This is a genomic window from Paenibacillus sp. (genome assembly GCF_048976745.1).
In the GTDB taxonomy this organism is placed as follows: Bacteria; Bacillota; Bacilli; order Paenibacillales; family Paenibacillaceae; genus Paenibacillus.
Window position 1 is genome coordinate 325,831 of sequence record NZ_JBHGUU010000024.1, and the last position, 21,251, is coordinate 347,081.

The window sequence follows — 21,251 nt, forward strand, 5'->3', positions numbered from 1 at the left end:
CATATCAAAATCTCAACGAATGTCCCAGTTTATGATTCCAGCATAATTTGCCTTCAACGGGGCTACAACTTGATCTATGACAAATCCATTTTTACGAATAACCAATTCCCCTGGCAGGTTCTGGTCTGAGGTGATTTTAATTTGGAGAAAAGCATTTCCGCTGAGCGGCAGGGAACACACACATTGAAAGTTAATCTGCACATCATTCAAATTCATCATTTTTTTGTAACCGAAGTTAAAGCATTCAATCGTATTATGGAAAGCTCCTGAACTCCCAGGACCTGGGTGTCCACTCATGTTTACATCTGAAGAAACATTCTTGAATTGAATGATATCACTGTACAGAAAGGTCCTCCCTGTTAACGGGTATTCTTGATCCTTACATACGTAAGATATAGAGTACCGATCGGCATTAATATGAAACACACCGTTGGCAACATTGTGATACACGTGAGATCCTTGCCCAATCAATCCGAAAGAGACCAACTTTTCCTTGTTAATTGTATAAAAACTGTTTGCCTGTTGTGTCTGCAGATCAAATTCGCTTAAATAAGTACCATCATAGTAATCAGCAATCCATATGTAAGCTTGAGATACAGGTGAGCGCGTATATTGTCTATTACCTAGAATCACAGAACTTCCTCCTTTTAATAAAAAGGACAGGCTGCAACAGCCTGTCCACCTCATTATTTCTTTTTACACGTAACGGTAGGAAATGCGCTTCTTGAACTGTTGTTTGCCACTTTTTGCATTCAGCGGTACTACACATTGAATGGATAGGGTCACATAGTTACCAGCCGCATCTTGAGGATTTCCATTGTTACTAACGCCCAAGATTTCTTTCGGTCCCGGTGTATATGGTGTTGCATAAGCAGTTCCTGTATGATCTTTGGTTGTCTTGCCTGTTGTTCCGATGGGTTTGGAGAAATCCTTGCCAATACGTGAACTTTCTTCTTCCAGATCTGTCTCCCCCAAGGAGTCAACCTGAACGTGGAACCAGTTATTCTTCACGACTTCTACATCATGAGCCTCCGTGTCACCAGTACCACCCGTCATATCTCGCGTTGTAATCGTGCAATCTTCCATTTTAGATACGTCCGAAGCACCATTTTTATTGTTCCATACATTGAAAATAAAAATATCACTTTTGCTATCCGCATCAATAACCTTGTAGTCAAAAGGGGTAATAATCTCATTGCTATGTGTAGCATCCATCCATGAAATAATTGGTTGTGTCATTATATTCCATCTCCTTTTTTATGTTCTGATCTTTAATTGAATCGTAAGGTGTTGAATGTCTGAAGCTGCTTCGATGATGTTGATTCTGAAGATATCTCCAGCCTCGACTTTTTTCATCTCAAATGTAGCCTCACCGTCATCTTGATGTTGAAATCCTTCAAACTTCAGTGAACTCCCCATCACATCCTGCCAGTGAATGAGGTCCTTGGATCGTTCAATTCTTATTTCAGTTGTAGTATCTCCAGAAACTCCACAGTAGCCTTTTACATGCAAAATCTCGCCATCGAATGGAAAGGGGGCAAGAATCCCTAATACTTCCGGGTACACCCTTGATTCTTTGCAAAAGACCAAAACCCGATCCTGTACTTCCAACGGAATCTCATTTAATTTCAGGTGTTCAGCTGTACTCATGAGCCCATCCACATCGGAATTAACTACCTGAAGGTTTTGACCAAATACATCAATCTCTACCCATGTCTTTCCATCATATCGATATCGTTTGCCATCCTTGTACGTCTGTACCGTCCAGCCTATTTCAGGAGAAGGGTACCGCATGCTTAACTCCTCAAAATCAGCAACTGGACTCTGGTAGTCAAGTCGAGTCGTCTGATAAGCCTCTTTTGCTTTTCCGGCAGCCTGTAAAGCTTCGTTAGCTGCCTCCAATGCACGCTTGATGGCGAGTTCAGTTTCGCCCGTTTCTCCAGGCTGTCCTGGACTACTATGTTTCACCGCTTCTCTAATTAAAGACTCTACATGTGCTAAAGTTATCCCATTTGACATAATTCACCTACCTAAGCGTAATGTAGCATATTTTCTTTGTGAGGCTGTTTCCAAGTTGATACCTCCCCCATAACTAGGAAACCTGTCTCTGGCTTATCATTAAAGAAATTCTTGAACAACCATGCAAAGCATTGCTGTGTCTAACTTTAGAGAGGTTTTCTAATGGGATTAATACCGGTTTTTTTGCATTCCTTGCAGTATTTTATTCGATTCGATTTTGCCAGCACCCGTTTCCCGCATACGGTACAATTTTTAATATTTTCTCCTTTCCAGCGGGAGTACTCCAACACAAAGTCATCGAAGCGAACTAACTGGAAGGCAACTTCACCATGCTCTGCAGCGAATAAAACTTGTACGTTAGTTGAATCAACACGTTGACTTTCCTTGAGATAACCTAACTGAATAAGTTTGTGCACCAATAACCCCTGATCTTTTTTGCTTACTGCCATTTGGGTATCGCCATAGATTTCTTTCCATTCATTATTAATCCAGTACGTATCATTTTCATTGATTCGATTGTTAATCTTGCTGTAGACAAGTAAAACAAAGGCCAACTTCTCGAGTCGTTTACTTTTAAGTTGTTTGATCTTTTGAAGTTCTTCGTACATCACAGGTACTTGATCGATCTCGATTAACGTGCTCTTGTTAGCCTCTTCTCTTAGCTGGATGTACTTCTGAAACCGCTTAATGATACGGTTGAGAAATGTCTCCCACTGGAGAGCATTGTAGTCTGGATAGTATTGGGTCATAAACCGATTTAACAACGTGTACACATCTTCGACGCTCTTCCCCTGCTCAAGCCCATACTTAGCTAAACAAATCAATGTTTTGGTGGGCTTCTTATCCATTTTCCCATGCGCAATGGCCTGCTCGGCATGATGGCGTTCATTCAGAATGATTTTCAAGAGTTTGCTCCTTCACTTGCATTTGGGTCATTTTAAAGGTTCTTCCCGCGTATTCCATATCACCCTCCGGGTCTCTAACCGGATAATGGATGATGTGATCATTGCTGAGCAATAGATTGCGAATAATCTGTTCCCCCGAGACATCCCATACAAATTGCTTGGATTTCTCCGCATTTCGATAACACATGTCCACAATCATATTGCACAGATCTTCTTCGTTATTGCAGATCTCCAACGCCTGCTCCTTGAAACGTGAAACAAATAACTGCCATCGGGCTGATCTTTCTTCCTTTTTCACCTTGCTCTTGCGTAGATTGGTCATATAGCTACGTAGTTCTTCGTTATGCATCTGATATAATCGTTGAATCTCTTTATAACGAGCTTGGGAGTATTTCTTGGTACTCTTCAATATCGTATGATCAAACGGGCTTTGGGTCTGTTTTAGCTTTAACTTGTTGAACTCGTCTTCCACTTGATGGCATAGCCGGTTCATCACAGAAGGTGCCGTAGACACAGGCATTCTCTGTTCATACTGTGCCAGAAACTGTTCCTGATCCGGAGACAGCTCCTTCTTCGAATACAATTCATCAACAGTCATGCCGAATAACTGCAAGCACTTCTGAGTCGTTTTTTCTACATAGGTGGTATACTCTTTTTTCTGCTCCGGGTCATTGTATATGAAAAAATAAGGCTTTTTGTGCGCTACCATTTTCAGGGAAGACTCGTCGGTCACCGCAGCGCGAATATCATACCAGTGCTTCGGCATCTTTTTACATTCAATCCCTTTGGCCTGGTCAATCGCATTTTGTTGATAATGCTGACCACACTGAATCCGGTACATCATTTCCTGATATTCTGCACTATGCTCCTTGTAATTGGCTAATACATCGAACATCGATGTGATTTTGTTGGTTGTGAAACCGATCAGATCACCGAAGCTGTCTTTATTGGCCTGGATCAGATCCTTTTCACCCGGAATTTTTGGGGCAGCGGTTTTCTGCACACACACAATCGCATCCAGCTCCTGAATTGCCCCAAGAATCGTTTTGTTATCCGTAGTTAAGACTTGATCACTATCCATATCTGCACCATTTAGAGAATGCGTGGTCGTATCCCAAGAATTCAAGATCGTGACCGTATTCATATAGCGGTACCAATGCTGCATCTCATCCGTATTCTGGAAACGAAGCACCTTGATATTGTTATGACAAGTCATTGGTGCCCTGAAGCAGGCTACGCGGTCAACATGGCGTTCATTCCAATATTTCGAGTAGAACTCACCTGAACTCAGCAATCCTGTTAAAGGCAAACCAAATATGCTCTGACACAATGTATAGGGATCACCAGATATAATGCTGAAATTGCCTTTGACTCTTAGAACTCCGATCTTGGCTTCATTCATTCGCTTACGTATTAATGTATGGATTTTGCTCCGTACAAAAGGATCATCTATAAGTCGCGAGTCTACCATCAGCCCTTTAATATAATCATCCGGACTATTTCTGTAGTCATTCTCATGAATATGAATCCCTTTGAGAAATAACAGTGCCTTGCGATAATCTTCACCCAGTACATCTGTAATCGAGTCAATTGTGGGACGAATGAGTTCAACAATCTCGTTATCATCCAATTGAAGCGATTGAATGAACTGATAGTTTAAATGACGCTCGTCCTCCAATTCTTCGGGTGTAACCTTCGTTACGCTGAACGTGTAGCCATAATACCCGCAACATAACAGGTAATCGTCAATACTGTCATACGAGCTCCATAGTTTGAGCATGGACGTTGTGAGAATTAAGTCTACTTCTCGAATATCCACAGGGTTACCCCAGGCATCATTCACCATATGCTTGCCTGCAACTTGATCTGCAAATTCGTGATAATTGAACGTAAATACCATCCCTTTACAGAAGCTATTGCGAATACAAAATCCACTCGGGATATATTCATGCCCCAGTTCGGATGCCCATCGTTCACTAAGTGCAGGAGAGATAAGACCAAATCCGTCACTCATATTCATCTGAATAGTCTCATTTTTCCTACGCTCAATACGAGGGTACTCTGTCTCGGTATCATCAATCTGAATGATGTTCGCGTCAAATTGGGTCATGCAATCTTGAACAACCAATACCCGTTCGGGATGTGACACAGGTCTGCTTGTACTACAAGCCAGGGCCTTGTATGCCTCCAGTTTGGCAGGAACCAACTCCTTATTGGGATCTCTGCCGTTATTCAATCTTTTCTCCAAAAGCGGGTGAATATCCTCACTCACATAGATAACCGTCGAACTTTTGGCTCCACCTGTTGTCGCCAATAGACGCTTGTATTTTTTGCCGTTGATGGAGAAGGCTTTTGATGAATTCAGTCGGTCATAATCCTTATTGTTTTCAATGACTACCAGCAAATAATCATCGGCAAATTTCAGATTATTCAGTTCTTCATGCAGTTTCTTTATTGTTCTTCTATGTTCAGCATTGGTTTTCAAGGTCTTTAATTGTTGGATCTCCAGCTTGATTCTTGCCAGATCTTGTTCCCTCTCCTTATAGCCTCGAATACGATCTATAAAACGAAACACTTGATGATTTCCAATGGATGCCACTTCTCCATTTACTGTTGCTTCTTGATAAGTAAGATGCAGATCATAATCCGCTTTTCTAATTCTGGAAGATGTAATTTTATAAACGTATCTCAATCGATCCTGATATGAATTTCCCATTCCCGATTCCCCCTGTTGCTTCCTGTCCTGATTAAATAAATTATAGATTAGACATGCACGACTGACGCAGGCAAAGAGGATGATCAGGGGATGAAAAAGGAAGAATATTTGTTCTATTATGGGGAGGAATTAAGGGGCACTCCGCAAGTTGATTCATTTTGAATCGGCATATTTCTGCTCCTCTAGCACTATGATAATTTCATTTTTAATGATATAGTGGAGTGAAGCGTTTTTTTAAGCTGACATATCTTTTAACGGGGCTGGGATGAATGAAAGAAACCTTATCCAATCAAGAGGAAATCGGCTTTTTATTTAATGTCGATATACTTATTAAGAGCCGCTCAAATGCATTGGCACTGCAGTCCCTGTTGGAGTTCATAAACAAAGAGGAACAAATTGCAGACTTTCGGATTCAATCCGGCATAGAGCTAGGCAAAATTATTGAAGTGACACTCCAGTCCAAGAAGGACTCTTTTGTCACACTTCACAATGAACGTAAAAAATCACAAGCCAATGCAGCACAGAAGGCGTCCAGCGCAACACAGACACCTACCTCACCTGCTCCAGCCAAAACACAGAACAAACAAGAAACACCTGCTGATGAGAAAAAGGCATCTTCCCAAACATCCAATGTTTCCGATGGAAATTCGTTTGATGCGTGGATTGACACGCTCATTAAAGAGAATAAACTCACCCGTATTGTTGTCAATAACAAGAACGGTAAACATCAGAGCATTCCTTGCCGTATTTTGAATTTTGATCGGGATACTAGTATTGTGAGCATATACCATGTCGATGAAAAACAAGTATATACCTTCCGAACCAATGAAATCGATGAGTTTCTGTAACTAACTTCATCGAATTAAAACCAAAAGCAACTTGCGTTAGAATGACGGGACATTCTAACGCAAGTTGCTTTTTTAGTTCAATGATTCATGCAGAATTAAACCCTGCACAATTCCCGTCTGCCCAATCAGGAGCGATCCTTACCTCGCTGCCATACATCTAATGCCAATAACAACCATCCGGCAATGAAGGCTACCCCACCAATCGGTGTAATTGCGCCCAGAATCTTGATGCCAGAAATACTAAGCACATACAAACTGCCTGAGAACACGATAATTCCGATAAATAACAAACGTGCTGCCCACTTTAGTTTCGTCGATGCCCCAAGCTGACCAACCGTCAAGCCAATAATGAGCAGACCCAATGCATGAATCATGTGATATTGAACACCCGTCTCATATGTAGCTATGGCCGCTGGCCCAATCGTATCCTTAAGCATGTGAGCACCAAACGCGCCGATCGCCACCGATAGCATGGTCATTACAGCTCCAAGCATCATCCATCTTCGTTGCATGTAAGTTCTCTCCCTTAATTCAACTACACTTCACTCCTATTATTGTAGCGAATCCACTCCTCCTTTACCAGTCGGCACGAAACCTCCAAGATCATATGTCTGTTTGTACTTAACCATCCTATCCCTGCTCAATAAATTGTAGAAAACAAGCGTAAATCCTTGATTTTTATCGATATTTATGGAAAAGTAAACAGGTATGTCATCGTTGTATTTTAAGTGCAATTTCAAAATTTCAGTACCGAGTTCGAACAACCTCTAAAAGGAGAATCATTACTCATCGATTAGGTTAATAACACCCAGTATGATGATTAAGGGAGGTAAGTCACAATTATGGATAATCACGATTCTTATAATTCAGGTTATAACAACACGGATCAACCCCCTGGCCATGCAGATCAATACAATAACAACAGTTATTATGCATCCCCCCCAGATCATGAGAGGCAACCAACGGTACCACTGAAACATTCTGGACCTGGAATTGCCAGCTTTGTCATTGGGTTGGTTGCCATCTTGGGTTACATTCTGATATTCTTTATTGCCACCATGGCTGTAAACGAGTCCATCGGAGTTCTCACCCCGTTGCAGGCAGAACAGATAGCCTTGCATCCAGCAGTGGTTCTGGCTTCATTAGCCATTCTGGTCGGTCTGATTCTCAATCTGGCTGGAAGCATCCTTGGAATTATTGGTCTTGTCCTCAAGAATCGAAAGAAAGTCTTTGCCATGATCGGGACCCTATTAAACGGAATCATGATTCTGTTATTTGTTGCACTTATTTTGGTAGGCATCAACATGATGTAAAGGTTTGCATCAGCGTGATGTTTCCTTATAATTAAAATGAATATGTATACACATAAGTATAATCTATATTTTTCGCCAAAATCATTGTTTTCAAAGGAGATTGACATGTCACGAATCAAAATTTTTGCGGACAGCACAAGTGATCTGGCTCCAGAATGGATCCAGCAGCACGATATCGGCATCATCCCCTTATATGTGGTGTTCGGTGAGGAATCACTGAAAGACGGTGCTGAGATTAAGCCTGAACAGCTATATGAACGTGTTAGCCAAGATGGGCGTCTTCCCAAAACGGCTGCACCTTCCCCCGCTGATTTCATGACGGCATTTCAACCTTACATAGATCAAGGGGATGAGATTTTATATATCAGCTTATCTTCTGAACTTTCCTCCACTTATCAAAATGCACGACTGGCGAGTTCCGAGTTCCCGGAAGGTCGTATTTCGGTCATTGACTCACAGAATCTCTCATCAGGAATTGCGTTGATGGTGATGAAAGCCGTACATGCTGCCGATAAAGGACACACCCTGACTCAGATTACACACCTGATTGAGGCGATGAAACCAAATGTACGCACGGAGTTTGTCATCGATACACTGGAGTATCTGCATAAAGGCGGACGTTGTTCGGGCATGCAGAACCTGATTGGCAGCCTGTTGAAGATCCGTCCTGTCATCCGGGTAACGGATGGCAAGATGGCACCTGCCTATAAAGTGCGCGGAAAACGGGAGAAAGCCCTGGAACAAATGCTGAAAAATACACTTAGCCAGAAGGATCAGATTGATCCCGACCTGCTGATCGTTGTGCACACCATGGCTGAAGAGGATGCGCTGGACTTGCAGAAGTCTTTACAAGAACAGACAGGAGCCCGAGTGGAACTAACCACGGCTGGGTGTGTAATATGCAGTCACTGCGGCCCGAAAACAATTGGGATCATCTATAACACTGTTTTATAGTATTACACGCAACATCGTATCGTATGACCCAACTTTTCTTCTGGATCTGTACGTGGTTACATCCAGTACTTGGAGTAGCATACGCTATATACGATACAAACAAAAAGGGCATTCCGAGCTTGATCGCTCAGGATGCCCTTTAATATTTTGCTACACTTTTGAATGACCTACATTTAGTCCATTGTTCATTATGACATGAATCAATAACTTTTGGTCCGCAAATCATCCAGACTTTTAAATACATATCCTTGCTTGCGCGCCTCATCAATAATGGAAGCCAGCGCTTCCGTATTGTCTTTGGATACCGAATGAAGCAAAATGACAGCCCCCGGATGAAGTTGCTTCAGTACCTCTTGATGAGCATATTGTGCACCACGTTGCACATTCGTATCCCAATCTTTGTAAGCAACGGACCAGAACACATTCACATAACCTTGAGCATGACTCTCCGCAAGCGTGCGATTGTTAAAAATCCCGCGTGGTGGGCGTAAAAAGGTCGCTTGTTGACCCGTCAGACGATTCACTTCCGACTTGACCTTCTCCAGCTCCACTCTAAGCTTTTCATTGGAGATACGAGTCATATCCGGATGACTCCATGAATGATTACCGACAATATGACCTTCAGCCGCCATGCGTTTGACCAACTCAGGCTGATCTTTCAGATAATGACCTGTCACAAAGAAAGCAGCTGGTACCTTCTTGGTACGCAAAACATCCAATATGGCAGGTGTGAACCCATTCTCATACCCGTTATCAAACGTGAGATACAATTCCTTTTGCTTTGTATCCCCCAGGAAAATGGCATCGTTATGTTGTAAGATCGATTTAAAACCTTCCTGATCAATGGAGGGCAGTTGACCGTTTTGACTCTTTTTGAAGCCAAAGTGATACGCTCCGGTAACCGGTGATGCTTCAGCCTGTTCCGGTACCATATTGATGGATAATAGCCCCAACAGTATATATAGAACCATTCGCTTCATTCTATCCGCTCCTGTTCCTGAAAATTCGGTTAGTCGTTTGCACACACGAACACCTTCAGGTAATATGCCACAGGAGCAGCTAATGTATGTAAATTAACGATCAAAACGTTTATTTTTAGGTTGTGGCGGGGATTGATGGAACAATTCAAGCAAGGTCTGGGGTTTGCCACTGGAAGCAAGCCATTCCCTCACGGTCTGTATGGCGCGGGTCTGTCCATCTCCCCGGTCACGCCATGTCAACAGCTCAATAACTTTGATAATCAAAGCCGACATATTGTGATTATCCAGTTCAGACCGATCTGCCCTCAGCTTGTGATACAAAGCCTCCTGTTCCCAATCCAGTAGAATTTCATCACCAATGGTAGGCTTCAAGAGTGTATACGCTCTGCCACAACCTATACAACGAACCGTACTGACCTGTTCATCTATAAACTCCGCTCGGACATCCTGCTGGCAATCCGGGCATTTGAATCCAACTTGTATGTTTTGTATGTTTTCGCTCATGACATTGTTCCTCCTGCGATGTGGGCATTTCGCATCATTCAATGCAAAATACGCCTTGGATATATGCATAATGCTTATGTATGTACTACATCTATACCCGATATTTTGTCGATTCACGCTTATTTTGAAGAAATCTGTAAGGTGCTATAATCTTGTAAATATGTTAAAATACTATACATATCATGGTAGGGAAAAGGCGGGATACTCATGTCGAAGGAAGAGCGCAATATAACTTGGCAATCATCCAGCATCAACAGACAAGACCGGGAGAAACATAATGGGCACCGTAGTCGTGCCATATGGTTTACCGGGTTATCAGGTGCAGGAAAGTCATCCCTTGCATTTGCCCTGGAGCAGTATCTCTACGACCAAGGCGTACGCTGTTATGTGTTAGACGGGGATAATGTACGTCATGGACTGAACCGTGATCTCGGTTTTACAGCAGGGGATCGTCAGGAAAATCTGCGGCGAATTGGTGAAGTATCGAAGTTAATGGTAGATGCCGGGTTGTTTGTCCTTTCGGCTTTTATCTCCCCTCATGAACAGGATCGGGAGATGGTTAGACAGTTATTTGAACCAGATGATTTCATTGAAATCTATGTGCGCTGTTCAATACAAGAATGTGAGCGGCGTGATCCCAAAGGGCTGTACAAAAAAGCACGCAACGGTGACATCCCGCATTTCACAGGCATTTCCGCTCCCTATGATGTACCAAAATCCCCTTCATTCATCATTGATACAGAGCATTCTTCCATAGAGGAAGCCGTGCAAGAAATCGTACAACATTTGGAACAGATCGGCGCTCTTCAGTTTCCGCGTCCTTCCAATACAGAACTGGTCCATTAATTCTTGATTTGCTCATTATACTAATCTACTTACATGAAAGGCGCGCCCTTAGTGGCGCGCCTTTTTACGTTATGTCACCCACTCACTTTACTGCCCCACAACACCCGCTTGCATATTCAGAAGTTTGCTGAACGTCCCTACCGGATCAGTAGATAACTGCTGGTAGCCGCCCTCTTGAATCACCCGGCCTTCATCAAGCACAATGACACGATCTGCTGTCCGAATCGTGGACAATCGGTGTGCAATCACAATAATGGTCACATGTCCTTTTAACCGTTCCAACGCCTCATGAATGTACCGTTCATTCTCACTGTCAAGCGCACTTGTTGCTTCATCCAGTACCAGTACCGAAGGATTCCGCAGCATGGCCCGGGCGAGCACCAATCGCTGACGTTCGCCCCCGGATAGACGAATACCCCGATCACCGATAATCGTATCCAGACCCTGAGGCAACTTCCGCACAAAAGCTGCCGAGGAGGAAAACTGCAAAGCCTGCCACATCTGTTCTTCACTTGCATTGGGATCAACCAGACGCAGATTCTCACGGATACTCGTATGGAACAGGAAGGGGTCCTGAGAGACATATCCGATGGAGCTTCGCCAGCTCAGCAATTGTTCCTCTGACAGAGGCACACCGTCAATCCGAATACGACCGCTCTCCGGCTTTACAAGGCCCATTATCAGATCGATCAGTGTGCTCTTGCCTGCTCCGGATTTACCCACAATCGCGGTCATGCCCCTTGCGGGAATCGAAGCATATACATTCCTCAATGAATACGTATCACTTCCCTCATAACGATAGCAGACATCCTCACACGTGATCGTTTCCTTCAGTAACGTTGGCTCAATCCTATGAAGTCCAGAGTCATCCGATGAAGCAATCTCTTCACTAATCTCACGACTCTTCGCCGTCTGCGCTTGCAGTTCTCTTACCACACGAAACGCAGGCAACATGGAGCTGATGTACTCCAGATTGGACTGAATTGCCGTAAACCTTGGCCATAAGCGGGAAAAGATAAGGATGATGAGCAGCAGACTGGTTGGAGGCACCGTCATTACACGGAGAGAAAGATAGATGAATGCCGCAATAATGATCGCCGCGGACATCCGATGAATAAGTTGTGTTCCACTGTTCAATTGGCTAAACTGGATGACATTGCGTTCAATCTGTCTGCACATGCGCTCAAACCAGTTTATATGTGAACGCTCGAGCATATTGCTCTTGATATCCTTAATGCCGTTGAAATGCTCGGTAATGCCATTATAATAACTTTGCGAGAATTCAGAGGTCTGGTCTCCGATCTGCTTGGCACGCTTGACGAATTTTCTCAAGACAATAAATAAAAACAATCCACAGACCAGCACAAGTGCTGTTAATCTGGCGGATAACCAGAAAGCCAGACCAATCTGTATCCCCGTAAAGATCAGGGAGGCTGTCATTTGCAGCACAATGCTCGTACCCTGGCTCACACGTGCAAGCTCAGTCGTTAATATATGGTTAAAATCGGATTTTCGTTTTTGGAGAAAAAATGACCATTGCGCCATAATAATGGCACGATAGGTTTCCATGCGCAGCGTTCGTACAAATTGCTGCTGGATTCGAGTATTACGGATCGTCTGAAGACGCTGCATCCATGCCTGTCCGGAGACTATCAACACAAAGGTAAACAATACGAGTAACAATTGGCTATTCTCAGAAAAACGATTCAACACTTCTCCAATCCAGGGAATGTTTAACCCTGTGGAGCCCATCTCAAATATGCCGATCAGACTCAGCATCGGAACAAGCATATAGATGCCAATCCCTTCCATGAGACTGATAGAGATCATCCCTAGCAGATTCCAGTATAAAATGGGCCCCGTGACATGATGCAATTTTCGCATAAAATACTTTAGTTCCGAGATCATACTTTACCCCTCTCCGTCACCGTATACCTTTTAATTCGCCGCCAGAACCAGAGAAACGGACGTAACGGAAAGTACAGAAAAAACAAAGAACGCGGAAGCGGCAGTTGATCCACATCCCATGTACTTGGATATAAACGTTCGATAAAGAAAAACCATTTCTGTTTTGTACTTCGAAGTTTAAACAGATACGATGGATAAGACTTCATATCAGCCGGACTTTCCAACATATCGTTCATGAACTTTGCGCCTTCACTCGCTAATCGTTTGCCTGTACGATCACTCAAGAACATCAAGGACTTGTACTCGGCATCCAGCGGTGTGTTCAGCAGATCTGAGACTAAGTGAAGAGCCTGTGCACCAATGGATAAACGTCCCTCCGCTTTCAGACGCCTTTCTACTTTCTTCACATCGAGTGGCATGCTTCGAATCATCTGATCGATATCCAGCAACCAGCGCAGTCTGAACCAGCCATGACGTGCCCCGTGTGTTACCAAATAAGCCCATAGATCTTCTTGTTCTAACATACGGACAGGTGTCTGTGTGTAGGAACTGAACCGGCTGCGTTTCCACAGCAACTCAAAATCGGTTTCTTTGCCCGAATCCGGGTTCAGCCGCCAATGGATCTCCACTTGAGTCCTTTTGACCGGATGGATGTAACAGATATGATGTTCCCGCCATTTCCAGCTGCGCACCGTAGGTGCCCGCTCACCTTCCTTGGATACGTAACCGAGGGTAGACAGAATGCCTTCAGCCGCTTCCACATCATCAAACGGAATCAGGATATCGAGGTCTTTGGAGGTTCGCATCGATACATCTCCATAGAGATCATGGGCCAGCGCCGGACCCTTCAGCGTAATATTGCGGATGCCGCGTTCACGGAAAGCTCCACACACCTGCTCCATCTCAGCTGTCAGATGTAACATGCGGAACGTATTGGCCGTATATTGTTGTCGCAGGCTCTCCATAACATCTGCAGGAATGATCGCAGAGTTCCATTCTTTCATTTTCACGTAAAGTACAGCGTATAAACGGTGATGATAGACCAGCCGCAGAAAGAGTTGCCAATCTTTTCCCTTCAAACGCGCCTTGAGTTCTTCAGGGGATAGAGCCGTCAGATCACCTCTAATCATGCTCAAAATCAGCTTAAGCTCCTTTGGAAATCCTGACGAATAGAGTTCACTTTCATGTATCATAGACAATCTCCCCAGATCCCTTCTCCGGACAGCGTTTGCCAAACACGCCGACAACCGTATATTGGTCCATAGTATCAGCTCCGGTCACGATCAATTTACCACTTCGCAGCCAGGCATGAGCCATCATATGTCCTTGCTTATTCCGCGCAGTCCCCATATATAACGTACTCTCTATCTTGCGTCGCTCAAGCATCTTCATCCCGGCAATCGCCATTACCAGGCAGCGGCTTTCCCATAACGTATATTTGCTGGCGAGCGATATCGCTTTGGAAATATTCCGTATTGCGATCACTTCGCTGCGATCAAGTCCAGTCATCGGTGTTTCAACCATGGGCGTCCCCAGCCCTGGTGCGATTTTGGCAAAAGGCATAGCCTTCTGTATGCGTGCCCAGCCAAGGAGGATGTAAGCCTCCCATACCAGTCGACGCATCGACCGCGGGAGCGAGAGATAAGTCTTTATTTTTCGCAACATCATTCTATACTCCGCGAGTAACGTCGATTAATCCTTCGCGGGACAGATGTTCCAGAAACTGTACCACCTGCTCCCGACATACATCCGGCTCAATCTCATATTCCGCAGCCAGTACCTCAACCACTTCACCGAGCGTGCGTTCTTCTGCGATCAGATCCCAGATTCGTCCGCCGGTACTCCCGAGATTATAGTATTTTCCAGAGCTAATGCTCATCATCACTTTCTCACTGCCCATATCACTGACCAGATTGCCCTCCTTCCGGGTTACCCGGTCTTCCACATTCATCGGCGTAGTTGCTGTCATTGTCCTGTATGCACTCCTTTACGTATATGATCTGTGATCCGCTCCACCATCTCAAATGCTGTAAACTCAGCACCCGTTCTGACCAATCTGCCAATCTCCACACTTGCCGAAAGTCTTGAAACCGTCTCGAACAGCCACTGTGCCAATCCCTGTCTTGCAACGAGTCCACCACGGAACGTATGCGAGCATAACAGATGCAATCGTTCCAACCCTGCCACATCAACCAGTTGAACAGACGTAAGGTTTTCCTCCGGTTGCGGAGCAAGTTCGAATATTCCACCTAGGGGTACAGCCATCTCATGAAAATAGTGCTGAACAGGTATCGCATACTTCGTAATCTCCGCGTGAACCGTTGCATAATCCTGTTCCTTCATGCCGAAACCATCCAGACTGGGCTGCCACAATTTCTGTTGTGGATAACCAGGCGATACGATGGCTCTTCCCCCGGCATCCCAGGTCAGTGCAACAACATCATCGGTGAGAAGCGGATATCCGCGTGATGCCAGTGCGGCCGAAAGTGTCGATTTGCCTGCTCCCGAATGTCCGACAAATGCGTAAGCCCAGCCATCAATGACAACTGCACTCCCATGCAGTGGAAGAATGCCACGCTGCATCATAATGACTGCCATACATGTGCCCAGGATAAATAATCTGACCTTTTTCTCATCTGCACCTGGTATAGGGCATACGACAATGCGTTTTCCTTGCTCCATTAGAAACAGCCCTGTATCTTCGATCTTGAAAAAAAGGCTGCCCTCTCGTGCCACAAAGTTGTCGCTGCCTACATCCCAGTCCTCCCACAATAGGGTCAGATCTGAAGACTCGATGTGTACATCCGCTTCATCAGAATCAGTCTCCGCATTTATGGGTGCGATCTGAAGTTCAGGCATTCGAATTTGGCTCGACCAGCGCAGACCATACGCTACATAATGCACAGGCAACAATGAACGACGCCTCCTTCGTAATTAAAATGGAAAAAAAGCCCTTATATTCATGTTGCTCAATATAAGGGCGGAGGCGAAAAGCTGGATTTGTTGCATTTCCGCCCTTTAAGTATGATGACACTTATTAAAACTTAATAACTTAGGAAGTTGGATCGTACAGATCCGCATCATGTACCGTTACCCAGTCAATTTGTCTGTAGCCAGTACCGGCCATCGTTTGATTGACTTCCAACACTTCAAGAGCTGGTGCTTGCCATTCCTTTTTTTCCATTTGCATCGTATTCACCTCCTTTCATGTGCGCTCATTCAGAATTTCCGAATGAACCGATAGACAATCAGACTGTGCATCATCAATCGCAGATCTGGATGTGAAGCAAGGTCCGGTCTGGGACTGGGAAAGTTGGCCAGGGCAGATTTGATACGCTCCGTGTTTAATATGCCAGCGACCTTGCTGTCAGAACACAAAGCACGCAACTCGGCCGTAAAGGCCTCCCAATTCGGAATGATGCGATGTAACCAATCTGCCGGCTGCACACCCCGTACCCGCTGATTCAGTCTGACCTTGTCAGGCAACTCCGGTGAAGTAGCCCGACGAATCAATGAACGATCCGTCCCGTGTTTCACATATTGTTCAATCGGTACAGACAGGCAGAATTGAATGACTCTGACGTCACTGGTCGGGTCACGTTCCCAAGCCCGATAACGGAGAGAACATTTTGTGGCTACAGCACCATTTTTGTTCGCGATGGCCAGGTTATTAAATTTCTCGGCACGGACCTTGAGTGCATCCGCTTGGGCACCGCCTTGCAGAACAATAATGGATTTGAGTCGTTCCAGTACACCCGTTCTTTGTGCAAAATCAGGATGGATCAACTGCACAGATGCCGCCTGGCTTGCTGCTTTGGACTGAGCCTTGAACCATTCCGGATATGCCTTTCGCCCAGTAATCTTGGCTATACGGGAGAAGGGCATGCCGGTCCGTTCACTATATTGCTGCATCTCACGGAACCAGCGGTACCAGCGGCCACTTTTCAGTAGACTGGCGTAATAATCCAGAGCCGGCCCCCAGGAGATGGTGAAATTACCACGTGCACCTGTGAGCAGGATGCCTGCATCTTGCTGGCTCGCTTTTTCATAGAATCCGCGAATCCAGAATGAATTTTCAAAATATTTATAGGGCATCTCCATAATGTCGAGCCAGGTATCTACTTCACTAAGTGGACTTCTGCCTTCAAAATCAAGGTAGTTCTCTGTGATATTGCCGACATGATTAATGGTTGAACGTATGAAAGGCCGTTCGTCTGCGAGCAACGTTTTCGACGTATAATCTGTGAAATCCGGCACGGGAACATAACTGTAGGCCTGCAGGCGTTTGCCCTGACTTCTCAGTGTTCCGGAAGCAAAACCAACCACGGCTCCCGAGTCCAGTCCTCCACTTAATGCAGCAGCTACCTGCCTATGCGTTCGTAATCGTGATCCAACCGCCTGCCCAAAGACCTCCCGAAACGCTTCTACATACTCACCATCCGATTTAAGCCTTAAAGGTTCCACTTCATTCCAGCGATGATATTGCTTCAGCTCCAGTCTCCCATCCCGGAAGACAAGTGTATGTGCAGAAGGCAGCTGGCTTATTCCCCGATATACGGTCGAATTGATATCTGCTGAATCATGCATGTCAGGAATGGCAAGGAATTCGGACAACCAGGTCTCATCCAGTTCTTTATGTACCCCTTCAAGCCCGAGCAACGGATTCATGAGTGTGCAGAACGCAAATCGTGAACCATCATGTCGGTAATAAAAAGCTCTCATGCCTGTAATGTCTCTCGCTGCATACAGTTTGCGCTTCCGCTCATCCCATATGGCGAATACAAAATCCCCCAGCAATCGGACAGCCACATCGTCTCCCCAGCGCTGATAGGCACGCAAGATCAATTCACTATCCGCCAACATAGCCAGTTCAGCTCTGGATATCTGTAATTGATCAGCCAGTTGTTCCCGATTATCCAGAATGGCATCTGCCGTGATCGTCAGACCACTTTCCTCATCATATAAAGGCAATTTCTCGCTAACCGATTCTGGTGTAATCCATTGGGCATGACAGCTGAGGAACGCCTCATTGCCTTTCCAGACCCCTGTTGTATCCGCAGGGACATGCCCCAGGCTTGCATACAAGCGCCAGCTGTCTTCCCATAGCGCCTGCTGACCATCGTTGTGAACAATTCCTGCTATGGCGCTCATGACTTGCCTCCCCGTAGAATCTTGCGCTGTGAAGCCCAGGCGCTGATCTGATGACCAAATGGTACCCATGATTTGATACGTTGTATTTTGCTTTGTGCAGAAGCCAGCTGTACTTTCAAGCGTTCTCGCTCACTGTATCCCCGCTCCAGACGATGATCTGCCGCCCGTAATGCGGCTTGCAACTGTCTGATCGTTACCAGTGCAGCCAGCGTCGGGTCTGTCTTTTCCGGTTCTTCAACAACTGGGTCATTGAGATTCCCAAGCGGATCACGAACGGCAGAATCTGCCGGCAGAATCTGGTATTGCGGTTGCCACTGGCAACCGGTCGCTGCTGTCAACTGATGCGTGATTCGGTCGATGACCTCTTGATCAGGACTTGCATCATAATGTACACCCGTCCATTGTTCGGCTTCTGCGAGCTGTTCACTGTATCCCATCCGGTGGAACAGATCTGCCCCCATCACACGGCAATACAGTTCAACTTCACGGGGTTCTAATATACTTTTCCAGTTGTTAACAGAACCCTGATGTGCCTCTTGATGTGAAGAGAGGAATGGATCTCCCACGCCCATACTGTAGAACATGTCAGACTTGGCACTGTCCAGAAACTGTCCATACTGCTCCATTCCCTGTTCATATGGAATCCCAAGAAACGCGCATAGTTTCTCAAGTTCTTCCTGAGGACTGGAAACCAATCGCTCATATTGCAATTCGTACGCATTGGAATGAGGTTTGGCAAAATAATCATTTAAGCGGAGCATCCCAAGTGTGAGATCAACGGCTTTCATATTTAATTTGGGGCTCTGCAGACTATGAATCAGGTCGAATCCTTCTCCTGTGTGGCGATTTACCTTTTTGAATGATGCAGCTATGGACAGAGGATTACGCTGAAGGTGAATGCGCTTGGACTGAGGGAACAGACGATCCAGCCATTCAAGCATGTAATAGTACCGTGGAGATTTATCAACGATGAAGTCTGCTCCGCTCCCTTCAAGGAAACCATTGTAGATTTCAAGAGCAAAACTTCTGCACGCCTTCTCGAAGACATCCTCGGATACCATGGCATTGTAGAACTGACGAATAATGGAGCTACCACCATAAGCGCGTGAATCAGCCTTGGGCAGATCGACAAGATTCATCAGAAACCACATTTCCTGGGTGGCAAATATACGACTATGATTTTGCAGCATGACGGTGGATAAGGAACTACCACTGCGGGGAACACATAGTAAGAAAACAAGTCCTTTACCTTGAGCATCGATCAATGGCAGCCTCTCCTCTGTTCATTAGTATAGATATGTAGCCGGGATAGACCAGACTCTACCTTTGTGTTTGGCAAAACGAGTAATACGCACGCTATAGGTCAGCATTTTGCAATATTCGGTTCGGAAACTTGCCGGGAATGAAGCAAAACACATGGTTACATTCGACAACTCTCAGATACAGTATGTATTCATAGTTTTACTCTATGATACAAAATGTATCATGTCAATCTTTTATTTTCACCTTTTCATAAATTGTTACTCTTTCACTGTATTCTGCTGTCTGTTGTTTCATCACTTCATCCTGATCAATCTTGATCAAGTTGCACAAATGCGAATAAGCTTCAGACATGTCCTATGAGGACAACGCCAGAAGCCATAACTAATTTATGGAGAAGCCTTTTACATTTAAACTTTTCCCAGCAGAGCTTCGATGCTCCCATTTTGTTCTTCTTCCTGATCTGCCTGTGTAGCATCCTGCATCCCCTTTTGTGCGTTCACGGTTAACAATACAGCAATTCCCGCTACGAAAAAGAAAATGAGGGACAGAATTCCCCAACGGGTGGAACCTGTGATTTGCCCAACATAACCAAACACAAATGGACCAAAGATCGAAGAGAATTTGCCTGTAATATTCACAAACCCAAAGTACTCTCCTGTTCTGCCAGCTGGCATCAGATTGCTAAACAGGGAACGAGCTGTGGATTGACTCACACCCTGCACAACACCAACCAACCCGGCGAGCAGATAGAAGTGAATCGCTTGCGTCATGAAATAACCGAGAATTACGATACATATGTATACAGATAAACTAAAGATTAATACCCTCTTCGCTCCCCAGCGCTGTGCCCAGGCTCCCAGTAACAAGGTGCATGGGAAACCGATAAACTGGGTTAACAGTAGCGCGAGCATCAGGTCGGCTGTACCTATGCCTATACTTGTCCCATAGATCGTAGCCATCAGAATGATGGTATTAATGCCGTCATTAAAAAACCAGAAAGCCACCAACATCCGGATTAAGTGGGGAAAACGCCGCATCTGACGAAAAGTTTGTTTCAACCTGCGCACGCCCACCGTAGCATACCCTTTCCACGTGCCGGGCAGCTCCGGTGATGCAGGCCGTCTCGGAGCATGCCGAAAGATCGGTATCGAGAACAGTAACCACCACAACGATACGGAGATAAAAGCAAGTCTTGTGCCTGCCAGTGTACTTCCCATCCCAAACCAGCCCGGTTGCTGAATCATCAGCAGGTTCACCGCAAGCAGTAAACCTCCTCCAATATAACCATAGGCATAACCTTTGGAAGATATCATGTCTCTTCGTTCCACAGGTACCAGATCCGGCAGCATTGCATCGTAAAAGGTATTTCCACCTGCAAAACCAATCGTGGATATGACCAGTAAGGCAGAAGCAAGTAACCAGTCCCCTTCTCCGATTGCGCTGAATCCCAATGTGGCAAGGACACCGATGATTGCAAAACCACGCAGGAAGTCACCCTTCCGTCCTGACAAATCAGCCAGCGTGCCAAGCAGCGGTGTCAGCAGCGCTACGCACAACATGCCAATGGAATGGGTATAGGCCAGATAGGAGGCGGCGGTATCCTTATCCAGTGTTGCCGCAGCCACCGAAGCATAGAACACAGGCAGTACTGCCGCCAGTACGGTTGTTGCATAAGCCGAGTTGGCCCAATCATACATAATCCAAGCCTTGATCGCCTTTTTATTCACATAAATCCTTCCTTTTCATGCATCTCTATAGTCTGTGTTCAGAACGTGTAACTGGCCTTTTTAAACGACCTCTATTAGATGCCAGATCGATGTCTTTCTCCTATTGTAAAGGAAGGA

The 21,251-nt window shown here is 45.2% G+C and carries 21 protein-coding genes; 4 read left to right on the forward strand and 17 right to left on the reverse strand.

The annotated features are described in order from the left end of the window. Positions 1 to 12: 12 nt before the first annotated feature. From ACE3K2_RS27355 to ACE3K2_RS27375, 5 genes are all read right to left on the reverse strand, one after another. On the reverse strand, positions 13 to 633 hold the full coding sequence (locus ACE3K2_RS27355) for a hypothetical protein (protein ID WP_421897552.1): 621 nt from the start codon (positions 631 to 633) through the stop codon (positions 13 to 15). Positions 634 to 696: 63 nt separating this feature from the next. Then, positions 697 to 1,239 (reverse strand): hypothetical protein, encoded by a 543-nt coding sequence (locus ACE3K2_RS27360; protein ID WP_421897555.1) that lies wholly within the window; start codon positions 1,237 to 1,239, stop codon positions 697 to 699. An 18-nt stretch (positions 1,240 to 1,257) separates the two neighbouring features. Further along, positions 1,258 to 2,019 carry a hypothetical protein gene (locus tag ACE3K2_RS27365; RefSeq protein ID WP_421897558.1) on the reverse strand — a complete coding sequence of 254 codons (762 nt, stop codon included), beginning with the start codon at positions 2,017 to 2,019 and terminating at the stop codon, positions 1,258 to 1,260. A 146-nt stretch (positions 2,020 to 2,165) separates the two neighbouring features. Continuing rightward, positions 2,166 to 2,924 carry a hypothetical protein gene (locus ACE3K2_RS27370; protein WP_421897561.1) on the reverse strand — a complete coding sequence of 253 codons (759 nt, stop codon included), beginning with the start codon at positions 2,922 to 2,924 and terminating at the stop codon, positions 2,166 to 2,168. After that, positions 2,905 to 5,640 (reverse strand): hypothetical protein, encoded by a 2,736-nt coding sequence (locus tag ACE3K2_RS27375; protein WP_421897563.1) that lies wholly within the window; start codon positions 5,638 to 5,640, stop codon positions 2,905 to 2,907. Before ACE3K2_RS27375 ends, ACE3K2_RS27370 begins: the two co-directional genes overlap by 20 nt. 269 nt (positions 5,641 to 5,909) lie before the next feature. Here ACE3K2_RS27375 and ACE3K2_RS27380 point away from each other — a divergent pair, with 269 nt between their 5' ends. Next, positions 5,910 to 6,488: a hypothetical protein gene (locus ACE3K2_RS27380; protein ID WP_421897566.1), complete on the forward strand. Its 579-nt coding sequence runs from the start codon at positions 5,910 to 5,912 to the stop codon at positions 6,486 to 6,488. Positions 6,489 to 6,613: 125 nt separating this feature from the next. Here ACE3K2_RS27380 and ACE3K2_RS27385 read toward each other — a convergent pair whose 3' ends face one another. Further along, positions 6,614 to 7,000 carry a DUF423 domain-containing protein gene (locus ACE3K2_RS27385; protein WP_421897569.1) on the reverse strand — a complete coding sequence of 129 codons (387 nt, stop codon included), beginning with the start codon at positions 6,998 to 7,000 and terminating at the stop codon, positions 6,614 to 6,616. Positions 7,001 to 7,330: 330 nt separating this feature from the next. Here ACE3K2_RS27385 and ACE3K2_RS27390 point away from each other — a divergent pair, with 330 nt between their 5' ends. Together ACE3K2_RS27390 and ACE3K2_RS27395 are read left to right on the forward strand one after the other, a co-directional pair. Continuing rightward, positions 7,331 to 7,801, forward strand: coding sequence for a hypothetical protein (locus ACE3K2_RS27390; protein WP_421897572.1), 471 nt, complete (start codon positions 7,331 to 7,333; stop codon positions 7,799 to 7,801). Positions 7,802 to 7,906: 105 nt separating this feature from the next. Then, the gene (locus ACE3K2_RS27395) at positions 7,907 to 8,755 is read left to right on the forward strand and encodes a DegV family protein (RefSeq protein ID WP_421897575.1); all 849 of its coding nucleotides are present in this window, start codon (positions 7,907 to 7,909) and stop codon (positions 8,753 to 8,755) included. A 200-nt stretch (positions 8,756 to 8,955) separates the two neighbouring features. Here the strand turns inward: ACE3K2_RS27395 and pdaA are convergent, their stop codons facing one another. Next, entirely contained in the window at positions 8,956 to 9,735 is a 780-nt protein-coding gene (gene pdaA / locus ACE3K2_RS27400; RefSeq protein ID WP_421897578.1) for a delta-lactam-biosynthetic de-N-acetylase, read from the reverse strand. 93 nt (positions 9,736 to 9,828) lie between these two features. Continuing rightward, positions 9,829 to 10,239, reverse strand: a complete 411-nt coding sequence (locus ACE3K2_RS27405) for a hypothetical protein (protein ID WP_421897581.1) — start codon at positions 10,237 to 10,239, stop codon at positions 9,829 to 9,831. Positions 10,240 to 10,446: 207 nt separating this feature from the next. Here ACE3K2_RS27405 and cysC point away from each other — a divergent pair, with 207 nt between their 5' ends. Further along, positions 10,447 to 11,085: an adenylyl-sulfate kinase gene (gene cysC, locus ACE3K2_RS27410; protein WP_421897584.1), complete on the forward strand. Its 639-nt coding sequence runs from the start codon at positions 10,447 to 10,449 to the stop codon at positions 11,083 to 11,085. An 87-nt stretch (positions 11,086 to 11,172) separates the two neighbouring features. Here cysC and ACE3K2_RS27415 read toward each other — a convergent pair whose 3' ends face one another. The 9 genes from ACE3K2_RS27415 to ACE3K2_RS27455 form a co-directional block, all read right to left on the reverse strand. Continuing rightward, positions 11,173 to 12,993, reverse strand: a complete 1,821-nt coding sequence (locus ACE3K2_RS27415; RefSeq protein WP_421897587.1) for an ABC transporter ATP-binding protein — start codon at positions 12,991 to 12,993, stop codon at positions 11,173 to 11,175. Next, positions 12,990 to 14,123, reverse strand: coding sequence for a nucleotidyltransferase domain-containing protein (locus ACE3K2_RS27420; RefSeq protein ID WP_421898497.1), 1,134 nt, complete (start codon positions 14,121 to 14,123; stop codon positions 12,990 to 12,992). Before ACE3K2_RS27420 ends, ACE3K2_RS27415 begins: the two co-directional genes overlap by 4 nt. A gap of 52 nt (positions 14,124 to 14,175) precedes the next feature. After that, complete coding sequence (locus tag ACE3K2_RS27425) at positions 14,176 to 14,658, reverse strand: lasso peptide biosynthesis B2 protein (RefSeq protein WP_421898500.1); 483 nt, start codon at positions 14,656 to 14,658, stop codon at positions 14,176 to 14,178. 4 nt (positions 14,659 to 14,662) lie between these two features. Beyond that, positions 14,663 to 14,962 (reverse strand): lasso peptide biosynthesis PqqD family chaperone, encoded by a 300-nt coding sequence (locus ACE3K2_RS27430; protein WP_017689560.1) that lies wholly within the window; start codon positions 14,960 to 14,962, stop codon positions 14,663 to 14,665. Next, entirely contained in the window at positions 14,959 to 15,906 is a 948-nt protein-coding gene (locus ACE3K2_RS27435; protein WP_421897591.1) for an aldolase, read from the reverse strand. The genes ACE3K2_RS27430 and ACE3K2_RS27435 overlap by 4 nt, the downstream gene beginning before the upstream one ends. A gap of 139 nt (positions 15,907 to 16,045) precedes the next feature. Then, positions 16,046 to 16,183, reverse strand: coding sequence for a paeninodin family lasso peptide (locus tag ACE3K2_RS27440; protein WP_017689562.1), 138 nt, complete (start codon positions 16,181 to 16,183; stop codon positions 16,046 to 16,048). Positions 16,184 to 16,212: 29 nt separating this feature from the next. Beyond that, positions 16,213 to 18,144, reverse strand: coding sequence for an asparagine synthase-related protein (locus ACE3K2_RS27445; RefSeq protein WP_421897593.1), 1,932 nt, complete (start codon positions 18,142 to 18,144; stop codon positions 16,213 to 16,215). Then, positions 18,141 to 19,409, reverse strand: a complete 1,269-nt coding sequence (locus ACE3K2_RS27450) for a sulfotransferase family protein (protein WP_421897596.1) — start codon at positions 19,407 to 19,409, stop codon at positions 18,141 to 18,143. Before ACE3K2_RS27450 ends, ACE3K2_RS27445 begins: the two co-directional genes overlap by 4 nt. A 405-nt stretch (positions 19,410 to 19,814) precedes the next feature. After that, positions 19,815 to 21,134, reverse strand: a complete 1,320-nt coding sequence (locus ACE3K2_RS27455) for an MFS transporter (protein WP_421897599.1) — start codon at positions 21,132 to 21,134, stop codon at positions 19,815 to 19,817. Positions 21,135 to 21,251 lie beyond the last annotated feature (117 nt).